Source organism: Flavobacterium sp. EDS (assembly GCF_020991525.1).
In the GTDB taxonomy this organism is placed as follows: Bacteria; Bacteroidota; Bacteroidia; order Flavobacteriales; family Flavobacteriaceae; genus Flavobacterium.
The window spans coordinates 236,181-261,122 of sequence record NZ_JAJMOZ010000006.1; the positions used below are offsets into that span (position 1 = coordinate 236,181).

The 24,942-nt window shown below is 32.9% G+C and carries 21 protein-coding genes; 9 read left to right on the forward strand and 12 right to left on the reverse strand.

All coding sequences use genetic code 11. From position 1 onward, the window contains the following. Nucleotides 1-514 precede the first annotated feature (514 nt). The 7 genes from LPB87_RS11240 to LPB87_RS11270 all read left to right on the forward strand — a co-directional run bounded on the left by LPB87_RS11240 (nucleotide 515) and on the right by LPB87_RS11270 (nucleotide 8,027). Complete coding sequence (locus LPB87_RS11240) at nucleotides 515-901, forward strand: RidA family protein (RefSeq protein WP_129537707.1); 387 nt, start codon at nucleotides 515-517, stop codon at nucleotides 899-901. 116 nt (nucleotides 902-1,017) lie between these two features. Further along, complete coding sequence (locus LPB87_RS11245) at nucleotides 1,018-2,265, forward strand: voltage-gated chloride channel family protein (protein WP_230727949.1); 1,248 nt, start codon at nucleotides 1,018-1,020, stop codon at nucleotides 2,263-2,265. A 75-nt stretch (nucleotides 2,266-2,340) separates the two neighbouring features. Continuing rightward, nucleotides 2,341-3,822, forward strand: a complete 1,482-nt coding sequence (locus LPB87_RS11250) for a rhomboid family intramembrane serine protease (RefSeq protein WP_230727951.1) — start codon at nucleotides 2,341-2,343, stop codon at nucleotides 3,820-3,822. 182 nt (nucleotides 3,823-4,004) lie between these two features. Beyond that, on the forward strand, nucleotides 4,005-5,009 hold the full coding sequence (locus LPB87_RS11255) for a DHH family phosphoesterase (RefSeq protein WP_230727952.1): 1,005 nt from the start codon (nucleotides 4,005-4,007) through the stop codon (nucleotides 5,007-5,009). A 5-nt stretch (nucleotides 5,010-5,014) separates the two neighbouring features. Beyond that, a complete protein-coding gene (gldI, locus tag LPB87_RS11260) occupies nucleotides 5,015-5,656 on the forward strand; it encodes a gliding motility-associated peptidyl-prolyl isomerase GldI (protein WP_129537703.1) in 642 nt (213 codons plus the stop codon). A 25-nt stretch (nucleotides 5,657-5,681) separates the two neighbouring features. Further along, nucleotides 5,682-6,776, forward strand: coding sequence for a peptidylprolyl isomerase (locus LPB87_RS11265; protein WP_129537702.1), 1,095 nt, complete (start codon nucleotides 5,682-5,684; stop codon nucleotides 6,774-6,776). 39 nt (nucleotides 6,777-6,815) lie between these two features. Further along, nucleotides 6,816-8,027 (forward strand): peptidylprolyl isomerase, encoded by a 1,212-nt coding sequence (locus LPB87_RS11270; protein WP_129537701.1) that lies wholly within the window; start codon nucleotides 6,816-6,818, stop codon nucleotides 8,025-8,027. A gap of 72 nt (nucleotides 8,028-8,099) precedes the next feature. Here the strand turns inward: LPB87_RS11270 and LPB87_RS11275 are convergent, their stop codons facing one another. Both LPB87_RS11275 and LPB87_RS11280 read right to left on the reverse strand, forming a co-directional pair. Beyond that, the gene (locus tag LPB87_RS11275; protein WP_129537700.1) at nucleotides 8,100-8,543 is read right to left on the reverse strand and encodes a hypothetical protein; all 444 of its coding nucleotides are present in this window, start codon (nucleotides 8,541-8,543) and stop codon (nucleotides 8,100-8,102) included. 518 nt (nucleotides 8,544-9,061) lie between these two features. Further along, the gene (locus tag LPB87_RS11280) at nucleotides 9,062-11,368 is read right to left on the reverse strand and encodes a GH92 family glycosyl hydrolase (protein WP_230727960.1); all 2,307 of its coding nucleotides are present in this window, start codon (nucleotides 11,366-11,368) and stop codon (nucleotides 9,062-9,064) included. 281 nt (nucleotides 11,369-11,649) lie between these two features. Between LPB87_RS11280 and LPB87_RS11285 the strand changes: the two genes are divergently transcribed. Beyond that, nucleotides 11,650-12,270, forward strand: coding sequence for a hypothetical protein (locus LPB87_RS11285; protein WP_129537698.1), 621 nt, complete (start codon nucleotides 11,650-11,652; stop codon nucleotides 12,268-12,270). 170 nt (nucleotides 12,271-12,440) lie between these two features. Here the strand turns inward: LPB87_RS11285 and LPB87_RS11290 are convergent, their stop codons facing one another. The 10 genes from LPB87_RS11290 to LPB87_RS11335 form a co-directional block, all read right to left on the reverse strand. After that, complete coding sequence (locus tag LPB87_RS11290; protein WP_230727953.1) at nucleotides 12,441-13,037, reverse strand: GNAT family protein; 597 nt, start codon at nucleotides 13,035-13,037, stop codon at nucleotides 12,441-12,443. 40 nt (nucleotides 13,038-13,077) lie between these two features. Next, nucleotides 13,078-13,434, reverse strand: a complete 357-nt coding sequence (locus tag LPB87_RS11295) for a hypothetical protein (protein ID WP_129537696.1) — start codon at nucleotides 13,432-13,434, stop codon at nucleotides 13,078-13,080. A 202-nt stretch (nucleotides 13,435-13,636) separates the two neighbouring features. Next, nucleotides 13,637-14,815, reverse strand: a complete 1,179-nt coding sequence (locus LPB87_RS11300) for an AIR synthase related protein (protein ID WP_129537695.1) — start codon at nucleotides 14,813-14,815, stop codon at nucleotides 13,637-13,639. Nucleotides 14,816-14,971: 156 nt separating this feature from the next. Next, a complete protein-coding gene (locus LPB87_RS11305; RefSeq protein ID WP_230727954.1) occupies nucleotides 14,972-16,462 on the reverse strand; it encodes a carboxypeptidase regulatory-like domain-containing protein in 1,491 nt (496 codons plus the stop codon). Nucleotides 16,463-16,546: 84 nt separating this feature from the next. Continuing rightward, nucleotides 16,547-17,923: a CsgG/HfaB family protein gene (locus LPB87_RS11310; protein ID WP_230727955.1), complete on the reverse strand. Its 1,377-nt coding sequence runs from the start codon at nucleotides 17,921-17,923 to the stop codon at nucleotides 16,547-16,549. 74 nt (nucleotides 17,924-17,997) lie between these two features. After that, entirely contained in the window at nucleotides 17,998-18,444 is a 447-nt protein-coding gene (locus tag LPB87_RS11315) for a curli assembly protein CsgF (protein ID WP_129537693.1), read from the reverse strand. 81 nt (nucleotides 18,445-18,525) lie between these two features. Next, nucleotides 18,526-19,212 (reverse strand): CsgE family curli-type amyloid fiber assembly protein, encoded by a 687-nt coding sequence (locus LPB87_RS11320; protein WP_164998646.1) that lies wholly within the window; start codon nucleotides 19,210-19,212, stop codon nucleotides 18,526-18,528. A gap of 52 nt (nucleotides 19,213-19,264) precedes the next feature. Beyond that, complete coding sequence (locus LPB87_RS11325; protein ID WP_230727956.1) at nucleotides 19,265-19,750, reverse strand: hypothetical protein; 486 nt, start codon at nucleotides 19,748-19,750, stop codon at nucleotides 19,265-19,267. A gap of 122 nt (nucleotides 19,751-19,872) precedes the next feature. Continuing rightward, nucleotides 19,873-20,562 (reverse strand): hypothetical protein, encoded by a 690-nt coding sequence (locus tag LPB87_RS11330; protein ID WP_230727957.1) that lies wholly within the window; start codon nucleotides 20,560-20,562, stop codon nucleotides 19,873-19,875. 400 nt (nucleotides 20,563-20,962) lie between these two features. Further along, complete coding sequence (locus LPB87_RS11335) at nucleotides 20,963-23,152, reverse strand: glutamine synthetase III (protein ID WP_129537689.1); 2,190 nt, start codon at nucleotides 23,150-23,152, stop codon at nucleotides 20,963-20,965. A 405-nt stretch (nucleotides 23,153-23,557) separates the two neighbouring features. On the opposite strand from LPB87_RS11335, the gene LPB87_RS11340 reads away from it, so the two are divergent. Beyond that, complete coding sequence (locus LPB87_RS11340; RefSeq protein WP_129537688.1) at nucleotides 23,558-24,574, forward strand: glutamine synthetase beta-grasp domain-containing protein; 1,017 nt, start codon at nucleotides 23,558-23,560, stop codon at nucleotides 24,572-24,574. The last annotated feature ends 368 nt before the right edge of the window (nucleotides 24,575-24,942 follow it).

Below are 24,942 nucleotides of genomic sequence, written 5' to 3' on the forward strand. Positions count from 1 at the left end.
TGTAATATGCTATAAGTAACTTTCTTGTTTATATTTAAAAGCAATCATTAATTGATCTGCAATACTCATTTTGTACGCAATCTCTTGAACAATGTCATTAAACTAAGTTTTTTGAACTAAAATTTTTCTCGCAAAGACGCAAAGTCGCCAAGTTTAGATATATTTTTTTTGCGATTTTACCTCTTTGTGCGAGATTTAATCAGGAACATCACAGCAGTTTCCTTAACTTAATAGCATTAATCTCGCGTGAGGGATGGCAACAGAAAGCCCACAGCCTGACGAAGGAAGTGCGAGGACTTGTCGTGTCCCGATAGCTATCGGGAAGCCCGACCCGTAGGGGCACGCCCAAATCTTGAAGTTTTATAACAAAAACTGATTATTTATAAGGAATTATTAAAACTATTTTAAAGCCTTTCTTGTACATTTTTCATAAATTGCAGTACATTAATCTAACTATGAATTGCTCTTAAAAAGCCACTAAAAGCAATTCAAAAACACACAAAACAACCTTAGAATGAAAAGAGAAAACATCCTGACAGGATCTCCTTGGGAAGACAAAATGGGATATTGTCGTGCAGTTCGCATTGGTAATATCGTAGAAGTTTCGGGAACAGTCGCTATTGTTGATGGCGAAAAAGTTAAAGCCGATGATGCTTATGCACAAACGTTGAATATTCTGGAAAGAGTAGAAAAAGTATTAGAAGACTTAGGAATTGGAATGAAAGATGTAATTAGAACACGTATTTTCACTACCGACATTTCGACTTTTGAATCTGTAGCTGGAGCACATTCAACCTTTTTTAAAGATATCAAACCTACAACTGGTTTTTACGAAATTAGTAAACTAGTTTCTCCAGAATACTTGGTAGAAATAGAATTTACTGCGGTAATTGTAGATTAAAAATCAGGATCTAATTATAGCATTCAAACACGAATTTCACAAATAAATTAGTGAAATTCGTGTTCTAAACTGATTTATTATATTTGTACTCAAACAAATATTGTTACCCCTTTTTAATGAATTTAAAAACAAAAATACTTCTCGCTCTCAAATGGATTTTCATTTGTGTTTTGATAGGTATTTTATCGGGCTCAGCTTCGGCATTTTTTTTAATTACTTTAGAGTTTGTTACCCAATACAGAATCCATCATGACTGGATTATTTGGCTCTTACCTATTGGCGGATTACTTGTAGGTTTTAGTTATTATTACTTAGGAAAAGATGTTGTAAAAGGTAACAATCTGCTACTTGAAGAATACGAAAACCCCAAGCAGATTATTCCGTTAAAAATGGCTCCTTTAGTCTTTTTTGGAACTATAATCACGCATTTATTTGGTGGTTCAGCAGGTCGCGAAGGAACTGCTGTACAGATGGGAGGCGCAATCGCTGACCAATTTACCCGAATCTTTAAACTCGATGATTCTGAAAGAAAAACATTGATTATTTTAGGAATCAGTGCCGGTTTTGCTTCTGTTTTTGGAACGCCATTAGCTGGAGCTGTTTTCGCTCTTGAGGTCGTCTATTTCAGTAAAATTAACCTAAAAAGCATTTTATTATCTTTCATAGTGGCTTATGCAGCCTATTTTACTGTCGAGATTTGGCAAGTAAAACACACTCATTATAGTATTCCGCTTGTTCCAGAAATTACTGCGACTAACTTATTTTATACTTTAATTTGTGGAGCATTGTTTGGATTTGCTGCTTTATTATTCTCTCGTAGCACGCATTTTTGGGGTTCATTATTCTCTAAAACTATAAAATACCCTCCTCTTCGTCCTTTTGTTGGCGGAATCATTCTGGCAATTGCTATTGCTGGTTTCGGCTTTTCAAAATTTTCAGGATTAGGAGTTCCAGTAATTGTTGATTCATTTACAAATACAAATGCCTGGTATGATTTCTTGCTCAAAATTCTCTTTACTGGATTTACTTTAGGCGCTGGTTTTAAAGGAGGCGAAGTCACTCCATTATTTTTTGTAGGTGCTACTTTTGGCAGTGCTTTATCGCTTGTAGTTCCTATGCCAATTGCACTTCTAGCCGGAATGGGTTTTGTTGCTGTATTCTCTGGAGCAACTCATACTCCTATTGCATGTACCATAATGGGAATAGAATTATTTGGGATTGAAAGTGGAATTTACATTGTTATTGTTTGTGTAATAGCCTACTTATCATCAGGTTCTGTAGGTATTTACAAGTCACAAATTGTAAAAGGTCCTAAGTATAAATTGTATCAGAAATTAAAAAGAAAAAATACTAATTTTTTATAATCACAACAATCAATTCTCTTTAAGAGATTTTTTGTAGTATTGTTCCTTTAACCGTAACTGATAAATTCTAATAAAATGGCTTTTGGACTACCCGCATCATATCACCAATATACACCTCTTATTACTAATTTATCCCGTTCACAATTTATCGCTATTGCAATTAAAATCTCTAAAAAACTAAATTGGATTTTAGTCGAAGTAAGCGAAAATCAATTAATAGCAAGAACCACAAATACTAAAAACACCTGGGATGAAAATATTTTTGTAGGTTTTAAAGATGATGCTATATACATAAATAGCTCCAGCAATGGAAATCAACCTTATGACCGTGGCAAAAACAAACGTAACGTAGAGGCTTTTCTAGATTTATTTTATGAAATTATAATAGAAAAATCAAATCAAGATTTAGAAGAAATTTCACCCGAAGAGTACATTAAAATAGAGCAAACAAATATCTCTCAAGAAGAAGTACATCACGCTAGTATTACTCATTTTTATTCTATCCTTTCTATATTTATTCCTGTAAAAAATTATTTCATTACTCCCATTCTGATTAATTTAAATATTCTTATTTTTCTAATCATGTGTTTTTCTGGAACCAACATGTTTTTACCAGAAACTCATGACATAATCGATTGGGGTGCAAATTTTGGCCCATTAACAACCGAAAATGATTGGTGGCGATTACTTACTTCTTGTTTTATACATCTTGGAATTTTTCATTTATTATCAAACTGTGTTGCATTGGCATATGCTGGTTTACTTTTAGAATCTTACTTAAAAAAATGGGGTACTATTGTTACTTATCTTTTTAGTGGTATAATAGCCAGCTTAGCTAGTTTATACTGGAATGTAGATATGGTATCTGCTGGTGCATCTGGAGCTGTTTTTGGCATGTATGGAATATTGTTAGTTACAGTTTTGTCAGGTGTATTAAACAACAAAATAAAACCCCATGTACTGTTAATAATTGGTCTCTTACTTATTTCTAATTTTTTTGGTTCTAGCAAAATAGTTGATGATGCTGCACATGTTGGAGGTTTTTGTGCCGGAATCTTATTTGGAATTATACTTACTATAACAAATAAAAAAAAACAGATTGGTTTAATATGTATTTCTTCAATTGCAACAGTAATTATTATAGTTTCATTTATTTATCTCAAAAAGTCAAAAACTTATATTTATGAAATAATTGAGTATGAAACTGGAATGCAAGAATTTACTAATATGGAGAAAATGGCCTTGGAAGCATATGGTATTTACAACAAAAATGATAAAGATGAACTTCTATACATGATTAAAGATAGGGGGATTTATTATTGGAATGAAAATATCGTTTTAGTAAAAAAATTAGATAAATTATACTTACCAGAAAGAATACATATACAGAATAAAAACATAATAACATATTGTGAATTAAGAGTTAAGATGTACGAGTTAGGTTACAATAAAATAAATGAAAACACAAATAAATATGATAACGAAATGGCCAAACTAGATGCTCAAATAAAAGAAATAGGAGACATAATTAAAAAACAAATTAAGAATAAGAATTAATAAAATCATTTTATACTAATTAGTTTACTTTATCTTACTTAGCATATAAATTATAAAAAAAATCAAACCATAGTTACGCAAAAATTTAAAAAGAGAAAAAGTGATTTCTTATAATCTTATAAAAGCATGTTAATGTCTAAAATGTTTTCAAGTTTACAGTAAAAAAATGTAAATTCGCACACATGAAAATACAAGACATTCAAGCCATAAAGTTGTTATTAGCAACTCCAAAAAAGATTGCCATAATTCCACACCGAGGTCCCGATGGGGATGCTATGGGCTCAACCTTAGCTTTATACCACTTTTTATTAAAAAATAATCATGAGCCTATTGTAATAGCTCCGAACGATTTTCCAGATTTCCTTGCATGGTTACCAGGTTCAGAAACTGTAAAAATATTCGAAAAAGATATCGACAATTGCACTAAAATTCTAGAAGAAGCAGAAATTATATTCACACTAGATTTTAATGCTTTTCACCGCACTGGGGAAATGGAACATACTTTAGCAAAACTAAAAGCTCCGTTTATCATGATTGATCATCATCAAAAACCTGATGATTATGCAGCCTATATGTACTCTGATACTTCATTTGGATCAACTTGTGAGATGGTTTATAATTTCATTTCATTTTTAGATAAAAAAGGAGATTTAGATAAAACAATCGCAACTTGTATTTATACAGGAATACTAACAGATTCTGGTTCTTTCCGTTTTCCTGGCACAACAGGAAATACGCATCGTATTATTGCCGAACTTATTGATTTAGGTGTCGAAAATACACAGATTCCTATTTTACTTTTTGACAATAGTTCATACAGTCGCTTACAATTACTTGGAAGAGCATTGCAAAATATGAAGATTTTAGCTGAGCACAAAACTTCATATATGTCATTAACTCAAGCCGAATTAGATGAGTTTAATTATGTAAAAGGCGACACTGAAGGAATCGTAAATTACGGCCTAAGCATGAAAGGCATTGTTTTTACAGCTATATTTATTGAAAATAAAGATGAGAAAATAATCAAAATTTCTTTCCGTTCGCAAGGTGGTTTCGATGTAAATGAATTTGCTAGAGCTCATTTTAATGGTGGAGGCCACAACAATGCTGCAGGAGGAAAATCACTAGACTCAATGGAAGAAACTCTGAAAAAATTTGAAGATTTAGTAACCAAACTAAAAATATAACAACCATGAACTATACCAAAATATTTGCTTCAGCTATTGTTCTAGCCGTTTTAGTTTCGAGCTGTAAACAACATGAAGATGCCAGAAGACCAGTTTCTATTTCTTCGGGTACATTCATGAAAAAATCTATTGAACGAAATAAAAAACTTGTAGCTACCGAAGAACAACAAATTAAGGCTGTTATCAAAAGCAACCCTAAAATAAAATACATCGCTTCTGCAAAAGGATATTGGTACGCTTATGAAAACCAAAATACTACAGACACAATAACTCCAAAAAAGGGAGATGTTGCTTTTTTTGACTATGAAATAAAAGACCTAAAAGGAAACATCATTTATAGCGAAATGGAGCTAAGACCTCAAACTTATTTTGTAGATAAACAAGAAATAATGATGGGATTACGTGATGGTATCAAATTAATGCACAAAAACGAAACTGTAAATTTCTTATTTCCATCTCATATGGCTTATGGCTATCATGGCGATGAAAAACGAATTGGAATTAATCAGCCATTAATCTGCACCGTTACTTTACACAATTTTGTTCCAGAAACTGCCTACAGAAAACAAATGGAAGCAAGATCTACAAAAACCGAAGCACCTAAACCTACAACAACGCCTGCAATAAAGAAAGACTCATTAAATTAATAAAAAAACAATTAATATTTTAAAAATGAAAAAAAGCCTCATATTATTATTACTTGCGATTACTACACTTTATTCTTGTAAAGATGAACATAGCAATTTACCTGATGGTTTATATGCAGATATTGAAACCAACAAAGGAAATATCATTGTTGAATTAAATTATCAAAAAGCACCTATAACTGTAGCCAACTTTGTAACGCTTGCAGAAGGTAAGAATGAGTTTGTTACCAATCCAGAATTAAAAAAGAAACCTTTTTTTGACGGATTAAAATTTCATAGAGTTATTGAAGATTTTATGATTCAAACTGGAGATCCACTAGGAACTGGTTCTGGAGACACTGGATATAAATTTAAAGATGAATTTAACGACTTAAAATTTGATAAAGGTGGAGTTCTAGCAATGGCCAACAACGGACCAGCTACAAATAGCAGTCAATTTTTTATTACTCATGTTGAAACTCCTTGGTTAGAAGGCAAACACACTATTTTTGGTCATGTTGTAGACAAAGGAATGGAAGTTGTTAATCAGATTAAACAAGATGATTATATCAAGAAAGTAACGATTATAAGAAATGGTGCAGCTGCTAAGAAATTTGACGCTATAAAAGTATTTCATGATTATTTTTCTGCTGAAGCAAAACAAAAAAGCGAATTTGAATCTAAATTCAAAGTAGTTCGCGATGAAAAATTAGCTTACTATGCAGATTTAAAAGCAAAAGCAACAAAAACTAGTTCTGGATTAGAATTTGTAATTACAGAAAAAGCGAAAGGTAAAAAACCTGCTGCTGGAGCACAAGTATTTATAAATTACGCTGGCTTCCTTGAAGACGGAACATTATTTGATACTTCTATCGAAAGTGTTGCGCAAGCTTTTGGAAAATTTGATCCTGCAAGAGCCGAAGCTAAACAATACAACCCAATATCATTTCAAGCAGGTAGCAAAGAAGGTATGATTCCTGGTTTTATCGAAGGTATCGAACAACTTTCTATTGGAGACAAAGCTGTACTTTTCATTCCATCACATTTAGCTTATGGACAAGCTGGTGCCGGAGGAGTAATTCCGCCAAATGCAAATATTATATTTGAAGTACAGTTGTTAGACAAAATGCCACAACAATAAGTTTATATTAAAAATTAACCGATTTTAAATTAGAATCAGATGAAATTAAAAATTCTATTTTTATTTTGCTTGGGTGTACTTAACCTACAAGCACAGACAAAGAAACCTGTACCTAGCAAGAAAACAGCAATTACAAAAGTTGAAACAAAACCTTCAGTTAACGAAGGGATTTTTGCTACAATTACAACAAAAAAAGGAAATATCGTATTACAGCTTGAATACATAAAAACACCTATTACTGTAGCTAATTTTATATCATTAGCAGAAGGAACAAATCCGTATGTAACTGTTGACAGATTAAAAGGAAAACCATTTTTTGATGGATTAAAATTTCACAGAGTTATCAATGACTTTATGATTCAGGGAGGTGATCCAGACGGAAACGGTTCTGGTGGTCCTGGATATGCCTTTAAAGATGAGTTCGTATCTAGCCTTAGATTTGACAAAGGTGGCATCCTTGCTATGGCAAATTCTGGCCCAACTACCAATGGAAGCCAGTTCTTTATTACTCATAAAGATACACCTTGGTTAAATGACAAACACACTATATTTGGTCACGTTGTAGAAGGAATGAGTGTTGTTAATCTTATTCTTCAGGATGATGTAATGCTTACTGTAAAGATTACTCGTAAAGGAGCTATGGCAAAGAAATTTGATGCACCTAAAGTATTTGCTTCTTATTACGAAAACAAAGCCGAAGAAGCCAAAAAACAAGCTATACTTGATGCTGAAAAAGCCAAACAAGCAGAAGCTGCTTCTCTTGAAAAAGAACGTCTTTACAAAGAAAAATACGCTACTGTAATTGCAGCTAAAAAAGCATATTTTGATACTGCAAAAGCTACTGCAACTACTACTCCATCTGGTTTAACTTATAAAATAGTTCAAAAAGGAACTGGAGAAAAACCAGCAGCAGGTTCTACTTTCTATTTTCATTATGCAGGTTATTTTGAAGACGGAACTCTTTTTGACAGTAGTTTTGAAGAAGTAGCTAAAGCTTACGGAAAACATGAAGCAAATCGTGCGGCACAAGGAGGATACAAAGCTTTCCCATTTCAGGCTGGAAAAAAAGACGGCATGATTCCTGGATTTATCGAAGGATTAGATCTTATGTCTTATGGCGAAAAAGCAATATTCTTCCTTCCATCAAAACTTGCTTATGGTGAAAGAGGCGCTGGCGGAGTAATTCCTCCAAATGCAACGCTTATTTTTGAATTGGAAATCTATAAAGACCAACCAACTCCAAAACAGTAATTTTATTTAAATTATATATCATAAAAAAAACCGATAGTTGTAACTATCGGTTTTTTTATACGCTGTCTTCTCTTATTTTTTAGTTGGAAATTTCCAATCAAACTCATCTTTATCATTAATGATTGCTCCAATTTCAAATTTTACTACTTCTTCAAATTCGGTTTGAAAGATTATCCAGTTTTCTTCGTTAAAGTAATTCTCAAAAGTATCAAACTCCTCTTGTGTGAATTTTGTAATTCCTTTAGTTGCCAAATCTTTTTTCACATCAGCAATTTTTCTTCCGATGATTTTAAACCCAAAAATTTCTAAATCTGGACTTGATGCCACAACATAACCCAATTTTAAAGCTTCTTCCTGATAGAATGTCAATCTCATTTTGTGCTTATTATAAGCAAAAATTACATTATCATCTTCGTCTTTATAGTTTCTATCTGGTTTGCCATAAATAGCCGTAACATCATTCTGTTTCATACCGAACAACAACTTGTCTATTCCGTTTTTAGGATTTATTTTCATATGTCTCTTTCAATTTATTTAAAAAGCAAATTTCGCAAAGTTTTTTACAAACTGCATTATGTTTCTATTTTTAATTACAATTAAATTAAAGATAAAAAATAAACCATTAAGAGATTAAGAAAAATTAAGTGCTACGCTCAAATTTCCTTAGGAATTTTAATTGTTTTTTTTTTAAGAGTCCCATCGGGGTGACATATTCTGCAATTAGAAAACAAACGTAGGTACCGCTCCGCTGGAGCTTATAAAGTATTTACTCAATGCTTTTTATCCCAAAAAAAACTGCTACTCGAATAATACCGAACAGATGAAGTCAATCTGTTGTCAAAAAACGAAAGCTTAATCTAATCAATTTAATACCTACAAGGTCAAAAAAAAAGACCTTGCAGGATTACAACGCAAAACTCCCGCTCTACATTGAATTAATTTAAATGATTATTACTTTTTAAATCCATCTACAAAACCTTTGAACCTTTGAGCCTTTGAACCTTTGAACCTTTGAATCTTTGAATCTTAGCAACTTAGTTCCTTAGTACCTTTTCAAGATATATTTTCTTATTTGGTTTACTGCTCATATAAAATGTAATCTTTCCTCCGTTTACAATATCACTGTGTTTTATAACTGGGCTTGTAACCAATTTTCCGTTTAAGAGTACTTTACTAACAAATACATTTTTATCAGATTGATTTACTGTAGCAACTTCAAATGTCTTTCCGTTTTCAAGATTAAAAACAGCATTTGCAACCAACGGACTTCCTAAACTATAATCTTCTGATCCTGGTGCAACAGGATAAAATCCTAAACTGCTAAAAATATACCAAGCGCTCATTTGTCCAAAATCATCGTTTCCTCCTAATCCATCAGGGCCATTTTTATACATTCTTTTAAGGATCATTCTGATTTTATCTTGCGCTTTCCATGGCGAATTTGTCCAATTGTATAAATAAACCACATGATGTGAAGGCTCGTTTCCATGCACATAATTACCAATTATTCCTTCTTTGGTAATATCCTCTGTATTTTCAAAATATTTATCTGGTAAGTGCATCGAGAAAAGAGAATCTAATCTTCTTGTAAAAGCGTCTTTTCCATTCATCATTTTTATCATTTCTGCTGGATCTTGTGGAACATACAAACTGTAATTCCAAGAATTCCCTTCTATGAATCCTTGTCCGTGTGTATCTAAAGGATCAAACTCTTTCTTGAATGTTCCATCATCAAGTTTAGGTCTCATGAAACCCGTTTTAGTATCATAGACATTTTTATAGTTTTGAGCTCTTTTAGAGAACTCGTTGTAAACATCTTCTTTCCCTATTTTTTTGGCAGCTTGCGCAATTGCCCAATCGTCATAAGCATATTCTAAAGTTTTAGATACCGATGAACCATTTTTATCTTCAGGAACGTATCCTTTTTTCATATAATACTCTAATCCGTCATAATAAGGAACTTTTGCTGTATTTACAGTGGCAAGAAGCGCTTTATCTACATCAAAATTGGTATTACCTTTAACTATGGCGTCTGCAATTACCGAAACACTATGATACCCAATCATACACCAGTTTTCATTTCCATAATGTGACCATATTGGCAACATTTTATGTACACTTTGGTCATAATGCGCTAACATGGAGTTAATCATATCTGAATTCCTTTTTGGCTGAACCAAATTAAATAACGGATGCAGAGCTCTGTAAGTATCCCACAATGAAAAACTTGTATAATTCTGGAATGTAGTTGCCTGATGAATATTACCATCTAATCCTTTATACTTCCCGTCGGTATCCATATATACTGTTGGACCTAAGAAAGCATGATACATTGCTGTATAGAAATTAACCATGTCTTCCTTTTTGGTTGTTTGAACCTGAATTTTATTCAGTTCTTTGTTCCAAACTTCTTGACTTTCTTTTTTAACTCTTTCAAAATCCCAATCTGGAATTTCTGCTTTCATATTAGCCAATGCTCCTTGGGTGCTGACTGGTGAAATAGCAAATTTTATTTTTATCTTTTCATTTTCATTTGTATCAAAATCAAAAAATAATTTTAAGTTTGCCCCTGCCATTTCTGGAAAGTTTTTGGTTTGATCAAATCTTCCCCAGAAGCCTTTATATACACTTTTTTCGGGTGTAGCCTGTCCATATCCCTTAATAGGCTTACTAAAAGACATCGCAAAATATACTGTTCGAGTTCTAGCCCAACCATTTGTTTGGCGATATCCTGTAATTAAAGTGTCATTCTCAACACGAACAAAAGTCCACACATTCTTCTTATCATAGTTATATATCCCTGCGGTAAGATCTAAAATAATATGTGCTTGATCTGACTTTGGAAATGTATATTGATGCATCCCAACTCTTGTAGTTGCAGTTAGTTCAGCTTTGATGTTATGGTCTTCCAAAAGAACGCTATAATATGCTGGTTCAGCTTTTTCTGTTTTATGTGAGAATACTGATCGATATCCTGTTTCTGGACGACTTGCAGTTCCTGGATTTAATTGTAGTTTCCCTGTTGTTGGCATAATTAAAAAATCGCCTAAATCAGAATGCCCTGTTCCACTAAAATGGGTATGACTAAATCCTACTATCGTTTTGTCTTCGTATTGATATCCTGCGCAATATTTATAAACATCTTTATTATACTTACCATTAGTTGCATAAGGGATCGTATCGGTTTCAGGGCTTAATTGCACACTCCCAAATGGTACTGTAGCACCTGGATAAGTATGCCCCATCTTAGCAGTCCCGATCATTGGATCTACGTATTGAACTAAATCTTTAAGTCTATTCGTTTTTTCCTGTGCATTTACTTTATAGGAAGGAACCAACATTAAAACTGACAATCCGAGAAGAAGTTTTTTGTAATTTACAATATTCATTAGGTCTTTTTTGATTTATAGTTGTGAGTTAATAGTCTTGAAATATTTTTACTAAAACGATTTAATAAACTTTCAGGTTAGAAAATTACAATAAATATTGGTTTTTAAAAAATTACTTTGCGAATTCTATCAATGAAATTTAATTCTGTATTTGTAATGCTGTAATCACTTACTTTTTTAAAAATAAAACTAAAAATGAATATCTTTGAGTAGTCAAAAAAGGATTTTAACTTATGAAAAAACTTATTTTATTATTGGTTTTCTTTTACTCTATAAATAGTTTTTCACAAACCGTGCAAAGCAAAATACTGAGCGAAAATGAAATATCCGAAAGAGATTTAGATGGAGGTAAATTTCCTGTTTTTAGAGCTTATGAATATCAAGATAAAGGTGGAGTATATGAACTAACTTTAAATGAAAATCAAAAAGTTGTCTCATCTAAAGATACATTAAACACCAAAATTGAAGCCGTTTGTTACTTAAATGATCATGGTGGTTATATCATAAAATGGACTATAAACGACTTAGTTGAAAGTGCAGAAGTAGAAGAAACTTCTATTTGGTTTTGGACAAAATACTGCAGTACTCAAGATATAGACAACGATGGATACGTTGACCCTGTAATTGTTTATGGTACCAAAACAGATGATGATAATATCAGACGTATCAAAATCATAACTGTTTACAAAGGTAAAAAATATGTTATACGAGCTGTAGAGTGCGACTTAGACTATTGCAGAAGTTTTAAAAAAGACAAAAACTGGAATTTACTACCTCAAAAAATAAAAACGCATATCGATCAATTACTTGCCAAAATTAGAAAAGAACAGCATGTATTATTAAAAGATGGTTAGCAACGGATTTCTGTAATTTCCTTTGTGTGCTTTGCGGTTAATTTTCTCGCCACAGATTATGGGGTTTCTCCCGATGATTCTTCGACTCCGCTCAGAATGACAAAATTGAAAAAAAAACTTTGCGTGCTTTGCGGTTAATTTTTCTGCCACAGTCACACCAGCAACTTATTTTACAGCTTTTGTCTTAGATTTTCTTTTACCTCATCGAACCATTCTTCACGTACAATACTCAAGATAATTGTATCACGACGTACGTCACTGCCAAAGGTTGGCATATGGTTACGTAAAACTCCTTCAACTTTACAGCCGATGCTTTTCATTGCTGCAACACTTCGTTGGTTATTATTGTCTGCACGGAATTCTACTCGCTCCATTCCCATGGTTTCGAAGGTATATTGCAGCAATAAGTATTTGCAATGCTTATTTAATCCTGTTCCTCTAAATGCTGAACCGTACCAAGTATATCCTAATTGTAGGGTTTTGAACGAAAGCTGTATGTCGTAAAAGCGTGTACTTCCTGCGTATTTTCCTGATTTCTTATCAAAAACTATAAAAGGAAATTCAATTTTATTATCTCTTGCTTTTAATGCAATAGCTATATAATTCTCTAGATTTTCTTTTCCGTTGGCACGAATTAACGAATACTCCCAAGTTTCTGGTTCGTTAAGAGAAATCTCTAATAAATTTTCGACGTCAGTTGTTTGCAAAGGACGCAGTAAAACTAAGTCGTCTTCAAGTACTATATTGGAAGAGAAATTGAAATCCATTTTGTTAAAAATAAGCTTTGTAATTTATTTAAAATTTTGATTACTCATTCATATCGTCATACCGTTCTGGAACTTGCGGATCATAGAGTGGACATTTAAATTCTTCTAGTGCATTGACCAGAATATCCATTGCTTTTCCTTCAGTTCCGTAACAATCTATCCTGATGCTTTGCGGTGTAGTGATTACCTGAAAAGCTCCTTTCCCTTCTTTGTTTTTCCAACTGTTGTCATCGACTTTCTCCCATTTAGAGAACAATGAACCTATCCTGTTTAGGATTACAGTAACAGGAAGCTGCTCTAAACCTTCAACGTCTTGCTCTTCGATAAGTGCTTCATAGACTTCGTGATGGTTTAAATAAATTCCTTCTGAGTATTTCCAAAAAAGTAATTCGTACATGATAACGTGATTTTTAGCCCCGATAGCAACGACATCCTTTTTGGGCGGTGTTCGCCCTAAAAGATATAGCGGATAGCGGGTCCCGATAGCAATCGGGATAGCTCCTAAAAAAGCTAATTATTAATAAAAAGGTTCTGTTGTAATCTCCAGTATAAAAACCTTTGTAACTCAGAACCTTTGAGCCTTTGAACCTTCAAAAAAATTAATACTCGAATGTACCGTATTCACTAGTAATTGTCAGCTTTTTATCGTCAGCTGCTTCTACTCTTCCTACGATTTGTGCATCGACATTGAATGATTTTGAAATCGCAATTATATCTTGTGCAATCGCTTCAGGAACGTATAATTCCATTCGGTGACCACAATTAAATACTTGATACATTTCTTTCCAATCTGTTTTAGATTGTTCCTGAATTAATTGAAACAATGGTGGAACTGGAAATAAATTATCTTTTATGATGTGTAAATTCTGTACGAAATGAAGGATTTTTGTCTGCGCTCCTCCACTACAATGTACCATTCCGTGAATTTCTTCTGGTGTATACTTATCTAATATTTTTTTGATAATTGGTGCGTAAGTTCTTGTTGGAGAAAGTACCAATTGTCCTGCATCTATCGGGCTATTTTCGACAGCATCGGTCAATTTTACTTGTCCTGAATAAATTAATTCTTCGGGAACTGCTGCATCAAAACTTTCTGGATATTTGGTTGCTAAGTATTTACCGAATACATCATGACGTGCCGATGTCAATCCGTTACTTCCCATTCCTCCATTATAGCTTTTCTCGTATGTTGACTGACCAAATGAAGCCAATCCTACAATTACATCACCTGCTTTAATATTTGCATTGTCTACTACTTTTGAACGTTTCATACGTGCTGTTACTGTAGAATCTACAATTATTGTACGTACGATATCTCCAACATCGGCAGTTTCTCCTCCTGTTGAATGAATGGTAACTCCAAAAGTATCTAACTCTTTTATCAGTTCTTCGGTTCCATTAATGATTGCAGAAATTACTTCGGCTGGAATTAGATTTTTATTTCTACCGATTGTTGATGAAAGCAAGATATTATCTGTTGCTCCTACACATAGTAAATCATCTATGTTCATAATTAATGCATCCTGTGCAATTCCTTTCCATACAGATATATCGCCTGTTTCTTTCCAATACATATAGGCCAAAGATGATTTTGTACCTGCACCATCGGCATGCATTATAAGACAATATTCTTCGTCTTGGGTCAAATAGTCTGGGACAATTTTACAAAATGCTTGTGGAAACAGTCCTTTATCAATGTTTTTTATGGCGTTGTGTACGTCTTCTTTAGATGCCGAAACTCCTCTTTGTGCGTACCTTTTGCTAGAATCTGAACTCATGAAATTAGTTTGTGTTGTTGATGTGGTGCAAAGATAACCAGTTTTTTTAATTGTTGCGTTTTATGGCTGTCTGAAACATAAAAAAATCCGATAAGTTTGAGACTCTCATCGGATTTTTAGAAAAAAAGTGTTTGGAAATCTAGATCCATACCACGATTATTTCCATTCGGGCATTGATGCGTTTTGAAATAAGGTGGTTCTTGATGATGTGGAACCACTTGTATTAGTGACACTTACTTTTTGTATGTTTTGAGCTGATATTCCGTCATTTGAGGTATTTACAAATATGACTTCGGCTTCATTTGGTGAAAATTTAACATCTAAATCGTTAAAACCATTCTGTTTTTGAGTTGTTAACTCTACTGCTGCATTGGTTGAACGGGTGTACATAAAAATTCTTGAATCTAATCTTCGATACGTTGAATTCTCAAAACCTGAAACATCTCTTGTAAAAATAACTCTCTGATTATCTACAGAAATATTCAATCCACTTGCTGCTCCGCTTAAACCTGTTTGTACGGTATATAAAACTGTTCCTGACATATCTATTACATAAATTTCTACATTATATCCTGATCTATCATTGACTTTTAGTGCTATTTGGCTACCATCTTTACTCCAATCACATTCGGATATGAACTTTCCGTTAGGCGTTTGAAATAATTGTACAAGTCCTCCTCCATCTGAATCTATACGATATAATTTATCAAAATTTGGATAAATTATCTGACTTCCATTCGTATTCCAGCAATAATTTACAAACTCCATATTAAATCCTGCAACAGGTACATAATTTGTAACTTTAAATACTCCTGAGCCATCTGGATTCATTGTATATATCTGATTTTGAGAACCATCAGAGCTAAGGTACGCAATTTTATTTACACTTAAGTTTTTTCTTGGTCTAAAACTATTAACATTTGAAGATGTTAATTGTAACTGGTTTCCTGCTTCGTCTGCAGTATATATAACGTTATTGTTATTTACTTTTTTTACATACAAAAACCTTGGATTTGGAAATGCTAAAGTTGTAAATGAATTGGTTACACTATTGGTTGGTTTATTAATCCCATCAGAAACTGCTACTTGCCAATAGTATTTTGTACTATAGCTTAAATCTTTTATTGCCAAAGTTGTTGTTTTGAGATCTGTATATGTTTTAACCTCATCTGTCGTTCCATTTTTTATAGTAACAGTATAGGTTAAAACATCTGATTCTTTATCGGTAGCTGTCCATGTTAAATTTAAACTCAGCGCCTGATCTTTTGCATTATCAGCTGGAGCTGTTAGCACCGGAATTTCTGGCGGTTTATTATTTGCAGTAGAAATTTCTAATTCAAATATAACTTGTACTGTAGCATCGGTAGTAACTTTTGCCGGTTCAAATCTGGCAATATAGCCGTCTTTTTGAGCCTGAAAGGAGTAATCTCCAGCCAACACGCCCTCTAGAGTAAAATAACCGTCTTTATCTGTAAATACTGTACTTGTCGCAGGACTTGAAGATACGCGTACATTTTCTACAGGCGTAAACGTTCCCGACTCGACGACTCTTCCTTTTACAGTTCCACTTGCTCCATCCTTCAATTGTTCTTCACTACAAGAAATCAAAAGAATAAAACACACTAAAATTCTTAATCCTATTTTCATTTGTAGATTTTATTTATTAGACTTTTATCAAGTTTATTCGATCTGATTTTTCGAATGAAATATTTTTATTATCCTTAAGAAAACTCACATTTTCTTTTTTTTATGATAGTTCTTTGGGAAATAATAGGTCACCCCTAAACCAAACCGCCAATAAAAATCGTCCCTGACACCACTATCGACATAATCTATCATATCTGTAAAATTTACATTGTATTCTCCGTACACTTTTACACCAAAATTGCTCGTTACCAGATACTCTAGCCCTCCACCAAATTGAACTTTTGTATGCATATTTTTATACTTAGAATTAAATCCTACACCTGCTCCTCCAAAAATAAAAGGCGTAAATACATCGTGAGGCAGTATTGATAATTCTAGATTAAGATCTAGTGTCGCATATCCTACATCTAACTTGTTTTTATTACCTAGTTTAAAAACATTTGTAGACGCACTAATATCAAAAGTTGGGGTAAAGAAGAATTTTACTGCACCTCTTGCCATTGGTTTTGCAACTGGATTAGGATAATCACCTTGCATATATGTTGCACCACCTGCTAGTTCGATCCCAAATCGTCCTCTTCTCTCGGTGAGATTCCTTCCATAAAGTTGTGCTAAATCGGCTTCGCTTTTTTCATTATCATAGCCAGCAACAAAATTATCTACCTGAACTTGTGGCGCATCTACTTCCCAAAGTTTATCTTTAATTCCATCTACAATGAGTCCCTCAACTGCTTTTTCGATAGCTTCGGTAACGGCTAATTGTATCGGCTCATTTCGGGTAAAACCTGTCTCGACTTCCAGAAGTCTGTTTAGATTTACATATCGAAATAAATTGGCATCGACACTTTGCGATAAAATCGTTTTGGAAACATAAACGGTATTTAAGATTTTACCATTTGATGTTGAAACTAGTCTTAGATAAACAGTAACTCTATCTTGTCTATATCTTACAGAAGCTCCTGCTCCAAAATATCGAGCACCAAAACCTCCTGTAATTATATTTGTGTCGTAGGATATAATACCTCCTTCAAGCAAAACTCCTGCAAATAAAAGAGGCGTTAATGGGGCTTCTTTTTCATTAGGTTTAGTAGAATACTCTTGCCTTGTAGATCTAATGATGTTTCTTTCATTAAGTAAATTTCCCAAGTTTTCACGTTCAATTGGAATAAACCATTTTGAGTCCTCAAGTGCTTTTATTAAAATAGAAGTAGCTCCTTGTGTAACTGCTGTACTAAATGTGCTTCCTTGTTCGATAGCTTTGTACTGTCCTGTTTGATCCTTAAATTTATACACCCCAACAACAATTTGTTCTTTAGGTTTAGGAATATTGGTTAATGCCGAGGTGACTGGTGTATTCTCCCCATAAATAGCTTTTTGTACTCCAACTGGTTGATTAAAATAGGCACCACAACCTGAGAATAAAAGAACTACTAGAACTCCAAAAAGTGATTTTTGATTCATAAGTGATTTTTTATTAACTTAATTAGTGATAAAAAATGTATAACTTATTACTAAGCGATAAGAAGGTGAGCTTATTAATTTCCAGGAACTATTACCTGAGTTTGCTCACCAGTTTCTATATCCAAGATATCTACAACTAGTCCTAAATTAGACGGGTAAACATCTACAGAGAGCGTTCCAAAGACATAAGATCCCGGTTTAATTCCTCCTCCTGTGCCTGTTCCAGTACCGATACCAGTGCCTGTTCCAGTACCAAACTGATCTTCAAATAAAGAATTTGATAGCTTGTTAAGTAACTGATTATTGAGATTTTCTTTGAAACGTTGTAAATCTGATTTTTGTTCGAATCCTGTAGTTTTATCTTCTTTGTAGTCATTTTGCGCTTGCGCGGAACTTAGCAACCAATTGTAGTTAAAAGTATCTCCACCAAAAGCTGGATTGATAGGTTTGTATGCTAAATCTTGCGCAACTGAAGTAAAACAAATTCCTAGTAAACAAAATAGTAAAGTTATTGTCTTCATTTTGGTATTTTTAGGGTTAAAAATAACGGTCAAAAAACATTTAATTAATCTATTCGAAAGTCAACTAATTAAATGCACAACTTAATACTGAGAGATAAACTTATTTTGTCGTTCGATACTTTTAAAATACTTAAAAAGTTTAGCCGATGACGATTCGGCCATGTATTTTAAAAACTCTTCATCTGGTCTTGAAATAAATTCATCAATTATTTCTCCATCAACATCTATCATTATCCTAGTTGTTCTTCCGAAGGTTAATTCTTCTCGAACTGTAACGATCTTATGTGATTTGATTTTTAATTTCGAATATTCTGAATAAAAATAATCGTAAAAATCATTACCCAACTTAGTCTTGGTATCGTTTGAAACGATACCATTCATTTCTAATCCGTCAATAGGTTTTGGAATGGCAATTCTTGCTTCGTCTTTTCCACCAAAAACTACTTTATCTTTTCCTATTACTGCATTATTATCGTCATAAATCAATAACAAGATTATTATTTCATCATCTTGGGTAAAATTTACCTGTGTTTTTGAAAGATTTACTTTTTGAATTGGTTCTAATGTAACTCTACCATCTTGCGCATTGTTGGATTGATTAGAATTAGATTTATTTACTTTTAAAACTGATAATTTATAAGAGATGTTTTTAAACTCTGATTTTAAATTTTCGACAGTTCCAGTAATAGCTAACAAATTTTCTATTTTTTCAATTTCAATTTTTGCTTTCACTTCGGTATAAACCACTTGCGCATATGTATTTTGCATTACCAACAGCATTATAATTATAATAATATTTATGATATACTGCTTCATAGCCTCAATGATTGAAAATATAAATAGTACCTGAATTTCCAGTTTGAGTAATTCTCATTCCTTCGGATATAGAATTTGATCCATTATTAAAAACATTTAGATTACTTCCGTTTTGAATAATCGACATATTTATAGCCCCACTAGAGTATAAAGAAAAATCGCTTACCATATTATTATTTCCAGTTTGAACAACCGATTGATTAATTTCTGGTGCTTTCTTATACATATTTATATAATTTTCATTCCCTATTTGATTAAGAACTACATTGGCATTATTACTAATGATACTTACATCCGAAGTATTGTAATTCCCTATTTGCATAATATTTACAATATTATTATTTTGAACAAATAGATTGGCATTTTGATTTCTATAAGCATTATTTCCTTCCAACGCTTTTATAACATACGAGTTTAGAACTGGATTAATATCCTGCGAGAAAGCAATACTTGTAAATAGAAATACTATTAAATACACTATTGGTTTCATGATAATATCGTTTTAAAATAAATCTCTTTAAAAATTTATACCAGTTTTATGTCTTAAACCATAAAACTGGTATAAACTGAATTACAAGTAAAATTCAAAATTTCACTTCTTCGAGTAAAAGCTTAGTTAGATTGGAAAACTATAGCTCCGTTTGCAATACCTGTTTGAGAAATAGTACTCATATGGTCGTTTCCAAATTGTAATGTTAATGCATAATTAGCAACACCGTTTTGGTAAACACTTGACATGTTATCATATCCAAGTTGTGATGTAATTGCTGTATTACCATCTCCTAATTGATAAATATCTGAAGAGTTAAACCAGTATGATTGCACTACAAATGCATTATTACCATCTCCATCTTGATCAATAGTTGATGAGTTACCTACGAAAAATTGTAATGTTGTTGCATTGTTATTATCTCCAGATTGAGTAGTTGATGCATAGTTAAAAGCTCCTGCTTGTGCTGTTAATGCACTATTATTATCACCCATTTGATCTATTAATGCAATATTACCAAGACCTAATTGTCCTATAGTTGCACTATTACTATCACCATTTTGACTTACTGCTCCTATGTTAAAAATACCAACTTGAGCAACATCCGATTCATTTGAATCTCCTGTTTGACCAACAAAAGCTAAATTTGCTAAACCAAATTGAGTTACTTGTGAGTCATTTGAAGAACCTACCTGAGCTACCAAAGCTCCATTAATCCAACCTACTTGATTTACATCACTTACATTGGCTTGCGCAATTGCTGCAGCACCTACAAATAGCATCGCGGAGATGCTTAAAACTACTTTTTTCATAATAAATATATTTAATTGGTTATTAATACAAATTATTATGTAGGTTTTGTAAAGGGGAATCACTTCAAAAAATGTGATTGTAAATAAGTTAAATAAAATTAAACGAAGTGGCTTTATTTCTTAATTACGATTCAAATTTAAAGAACTTTCCTTTAACGAAATAAATACAAATATCTATTTTTCAACACGTTAACAGTCTTTTCGATGAAGTGCAAAACAATAACGACGAAATGCTAATTTTATCTAAATGTACTATCAGAAAAAAATTACTAAATCATTAAATCAATATTCAGATTCTATTTTCATTCTTAAAAATGGAATTTAAACTGCATTTTGGAATTTATTATACAAAAAAAGGTCCAGCAAAATGCCGGACCCTTTTACAATGCGCTTTAAGCTCTTATTTAGTAAATAATAGCTCTCTATATTTAGTCAATGTCCAAATTTCATTATCTACAAGTAGCTCTAATTTATCGCAATGATTACGTATATCCTCAAAATAAGGTTTTACATTATTGCAATAAGCCTCAGCCATTTCTTGTGCATCTGTAAGGTGATTTGCTTTCTTTCTTTCGTTAGTCATCGCTTCTACTTTAGAATTGATTCCTTCGATATGTCCTGAAATTTGTTTAATCAATACAATTTGCTCTTTGGCTGTAGTAAGGAAATCATCTCCAAAAATTTCTTTTAATCCTTTTACATTCTCTATTAATGTATTTTGGTAACGAATGGCAGTAGGAATAACATGGTTTTTTGAAATATCTCCTAAAACTCTTCCTTCTATTTGAATTTTCTTAGTGTACTCTTCCAATTCAATTTCGTAACGTGCCTCTACCTCTACATGGTTCATGATACCCAATTCTGAGAATAAATCCAATGCTTGCTTAGATGCTCTTGCTTTTAATGCCTGAGGAGTTGTTTTATGATTACTCAAACCTCTTTTGGCAGCTTCAATTTCCCAAGCTTCGCTATATCCGTCTCCTTCAAAAAGGATTTTTTTAGAAACCTTAATATATTCTCTTAAAACATTAAAGATAGCATCATCTTTCTTCATGTCTTTTAGGTCAATCAGAGCATCAACCTCAACTTTAAAGTCTTTTAATTGTTTCGCAACAATAGCGTTCAGAGTAGTCATTGAATTCGCACAATTTGCTGTTGAACCCACTGCTCTAAACTCAAATTTATTTCCTGTAAAGGCAAATGGCGAAGTTCTGTTTCTATCTGTATTATCTAATAATACATCTGGAATTTTACCTACTACATTCAGTTTTAAATCTGTTTTTTCTTCTGGTGATAATTTTCCAGTTGTTACACCTTCTAATTCTGCCAAAACCTTAGTTAATTGCTCTCCAATAAATACTGAGATAATTGCAGGTGGTGCTTCATTAGCTCCCAATCGGTGATCATTACTTGCTGTAGCAATTGCTGCTCTTAATAATTCTTCGTAATCATTAACCGCTTTAATCGTATTAATAAAGAATGTTAAAAACTGTAAATTACTCATCGGAGTTTTACTTGGACTTAACAAGTTTACTCCAGTATCTGTTGCCAGTGACCAGTTGTTGTGCTTACCAGAACCATTAACTCCTTTAAATGGTTTTTCATGAAATAATACTTTAAAGTGATGGCGCTCGGCTACTTTTTGCATTACATCCATTAATAAACAGTTATGATCTACTGCTAAATTTGTCTCTTCAAAAATTGGTGCCAACTCAAACTGATTTGGCGCTACCTCATTATGACGTGTTTTAACTGGTATTCCTAACAACATACATTCTTGTTCCAAATCTCTCATATAAACTAATGCACGAGTAGGAATTGATCCAAAATAATGATCGTCTAATTGTTGTCCTTTAGCAGATGTATGTCCTAACAACGTTCTTCCTGTCATCATAAGATCAGGACGAGATTCTGCAAGAGATTTATCTATAAGAAAATATTCTTGCTCCCATCCAAGAGTCGCTGTAACTTTCTTTACATTCTTATCAAAATATTTACAAACATCTGTTGCAGCATCATCAATAGCAGAAAGTGCTCTTAATAAAGGTATCTTATTATCTAATGCTTCTCCTGTATATGAAATAAAAACGGTAGGAATACATAATGTAGTTCCAAAAATAAATGCTGGCGATGTTGGATCCCAAGCTGTATATCCTCTTGCTTCAAATGTATTTCTTATTCCTCCATTAGGGAAACTTGAAGCATCTGGCTCTTGTTGTACCAATTGTGCTCCTCCAAATTTCTCAAATGAATCTGTTCCATCATATGATGTCTCAAAAAAAGCATCATGCTTTTCTGCTGTCGTACCTGTTAATGGCTGAAACCAATGTGTATAATGTGTAACCCCTTTTGCAAGAGCCCACTCTTTCATACCCATTGCGATATAATCCGCCAATTTTCTATCTATCTTAGTTCCATGCTGAACCGCTCCCTGTACTCCTTTAAATGCATCCGAAGTCAAATATTGCTTCATTGCTTTATCGTTAAATACATTAGAACCAAAAATGGTTGATTTTCTGTCGGTTTCTTCAAACTGAACAGGCTTTCTTGTTGAAGCTTCTTTTAAAGCTTGGAAACGTAATGTTGACATGCTGACAAATTTTAAATTATTATTAATTTACATTTTACAATAAAGTGCAAATATAATAATAAATCCCCTCTTTTACACCCCTACTAATACCTTTTATGCAACTATTTCAAAGTACACCCCCTCCTTTTCGAAGTAATTTAACAAATCCCCTCTGTTTTCAGCATTATTAAAACAATTTAATAACCACTAGATAACGTTCATTTTAAAAAAAACAGCCCATAATTGCGATATTATTTTTTATACCCCCATAAAATTGACTATTTAAAAATTTAGGAATCAAAAAATGAGCTTATGCGAAAAATAACAATACCATAAATAAAAAATACCCCCATTTTTCTAGCAATAAAAAAATAAATTTATATTTGACCCAACAAAAAAATCCAAAAAAAATTAATTTATATTATTATGGCTAAAATAAAGTTAGAGTATGTTTGGTTAGATGGATATGAGCCAACTCAGAATCTTAGAAGCAAAACTAAAGTTGAAGAACACGAAAATTTCAAAGGAACATTAGAAGAACTAGGTAATTGGTCTTTTGATGGATCATCAACTAAACAAGCGCAAGGCGGATCTTCAGACTGCTTATTAGTTCCTGTTGCAATTTACCCAGATCCAACTCGTATCAATGGATACTTAGTTATGTCTGAGGTTATGTATGCTGACGGAACGCCACACCCTTCTAACGGTAGAGCTACTATTGATGATGACAATGATGATTTTTGGTTTGGTTTTGAACAAGAGTATTTCATCATGGACACTAAAACTTTATTGCCATTAGGTTTCCCTGTTGGAGGTTATCCTGCTCCACAAGGTATGTACTACTGCTCTGTAGGTGGAAAAAACACTCACGGTAGAAAATTAGTCGAAGAACATGCAGATTTATGTATCGCAGCTGGTCTTAACTTTGAAGGTATCAACCAAGAGGTTGCTTGCGGACAATGGGAATTCCAATTATTTGCTAAAGGTGCTAAAAAAGCGGGTGACGAAATTTGGATTGCCAGATACTTATTAGATCGATTGACTGAAAAATATGGTTACTATATCGAATACCACCCTAAACCTCTTGGTGATACAGATTGGAATGGTTCTGGTATGCACGCTAATTTCTCTAATGAAGTTTTAAGAACTTGTGGAGATCAAGCTACTTACGAAAAAATATGTGAGGCTTTCCGTCCTGTAACTGCTGAGCATATTGCTGTTTACGGTGCTTACAACGATTTACGTTTAACAGGTAAACATGAAACGGCTTCTATTCATGATTTCTCTTTCGGAATTTCTGATAGAGGTGCATCGATAAGAATTCCATTAATTACAGTACAAAAAGGTTGGAAAGGTTGGTTAGAAGACAGAAGACCTGCATCTAACGGTGACCCATATAAAATTGCTGCCAGAATTATCAAAACTGTTAAATCAGCATTGTAATTTCATAGCCTTATAGCGTATTTACTCAATATTACTTTTATTATACCAGTAAGTATTACTATCATATATAAAACTTTACCATTAAGAGATTAAGAAAATTTAAGTCCAATACTTAATGAAACTTGATTTCTTAATGGTATTTTTTTTCCACAGATTAAAACAAACTTGTCACCCTTAGCGCTCTTTTCGGTAAAATACGCCACAGATTAAAGGATTAAAAAGAATTAAAATCTGCTCAATCCGCTAAATCTGCGAGCAAACTAACACAAACGTGTCATCCTGACGAAGGAAGGATCACATTAAGTAGCTCGACAAACATCATGGAGCTTCTTTGCGTATCCCGATAGCTATCGGGACTGCGCCCTTTG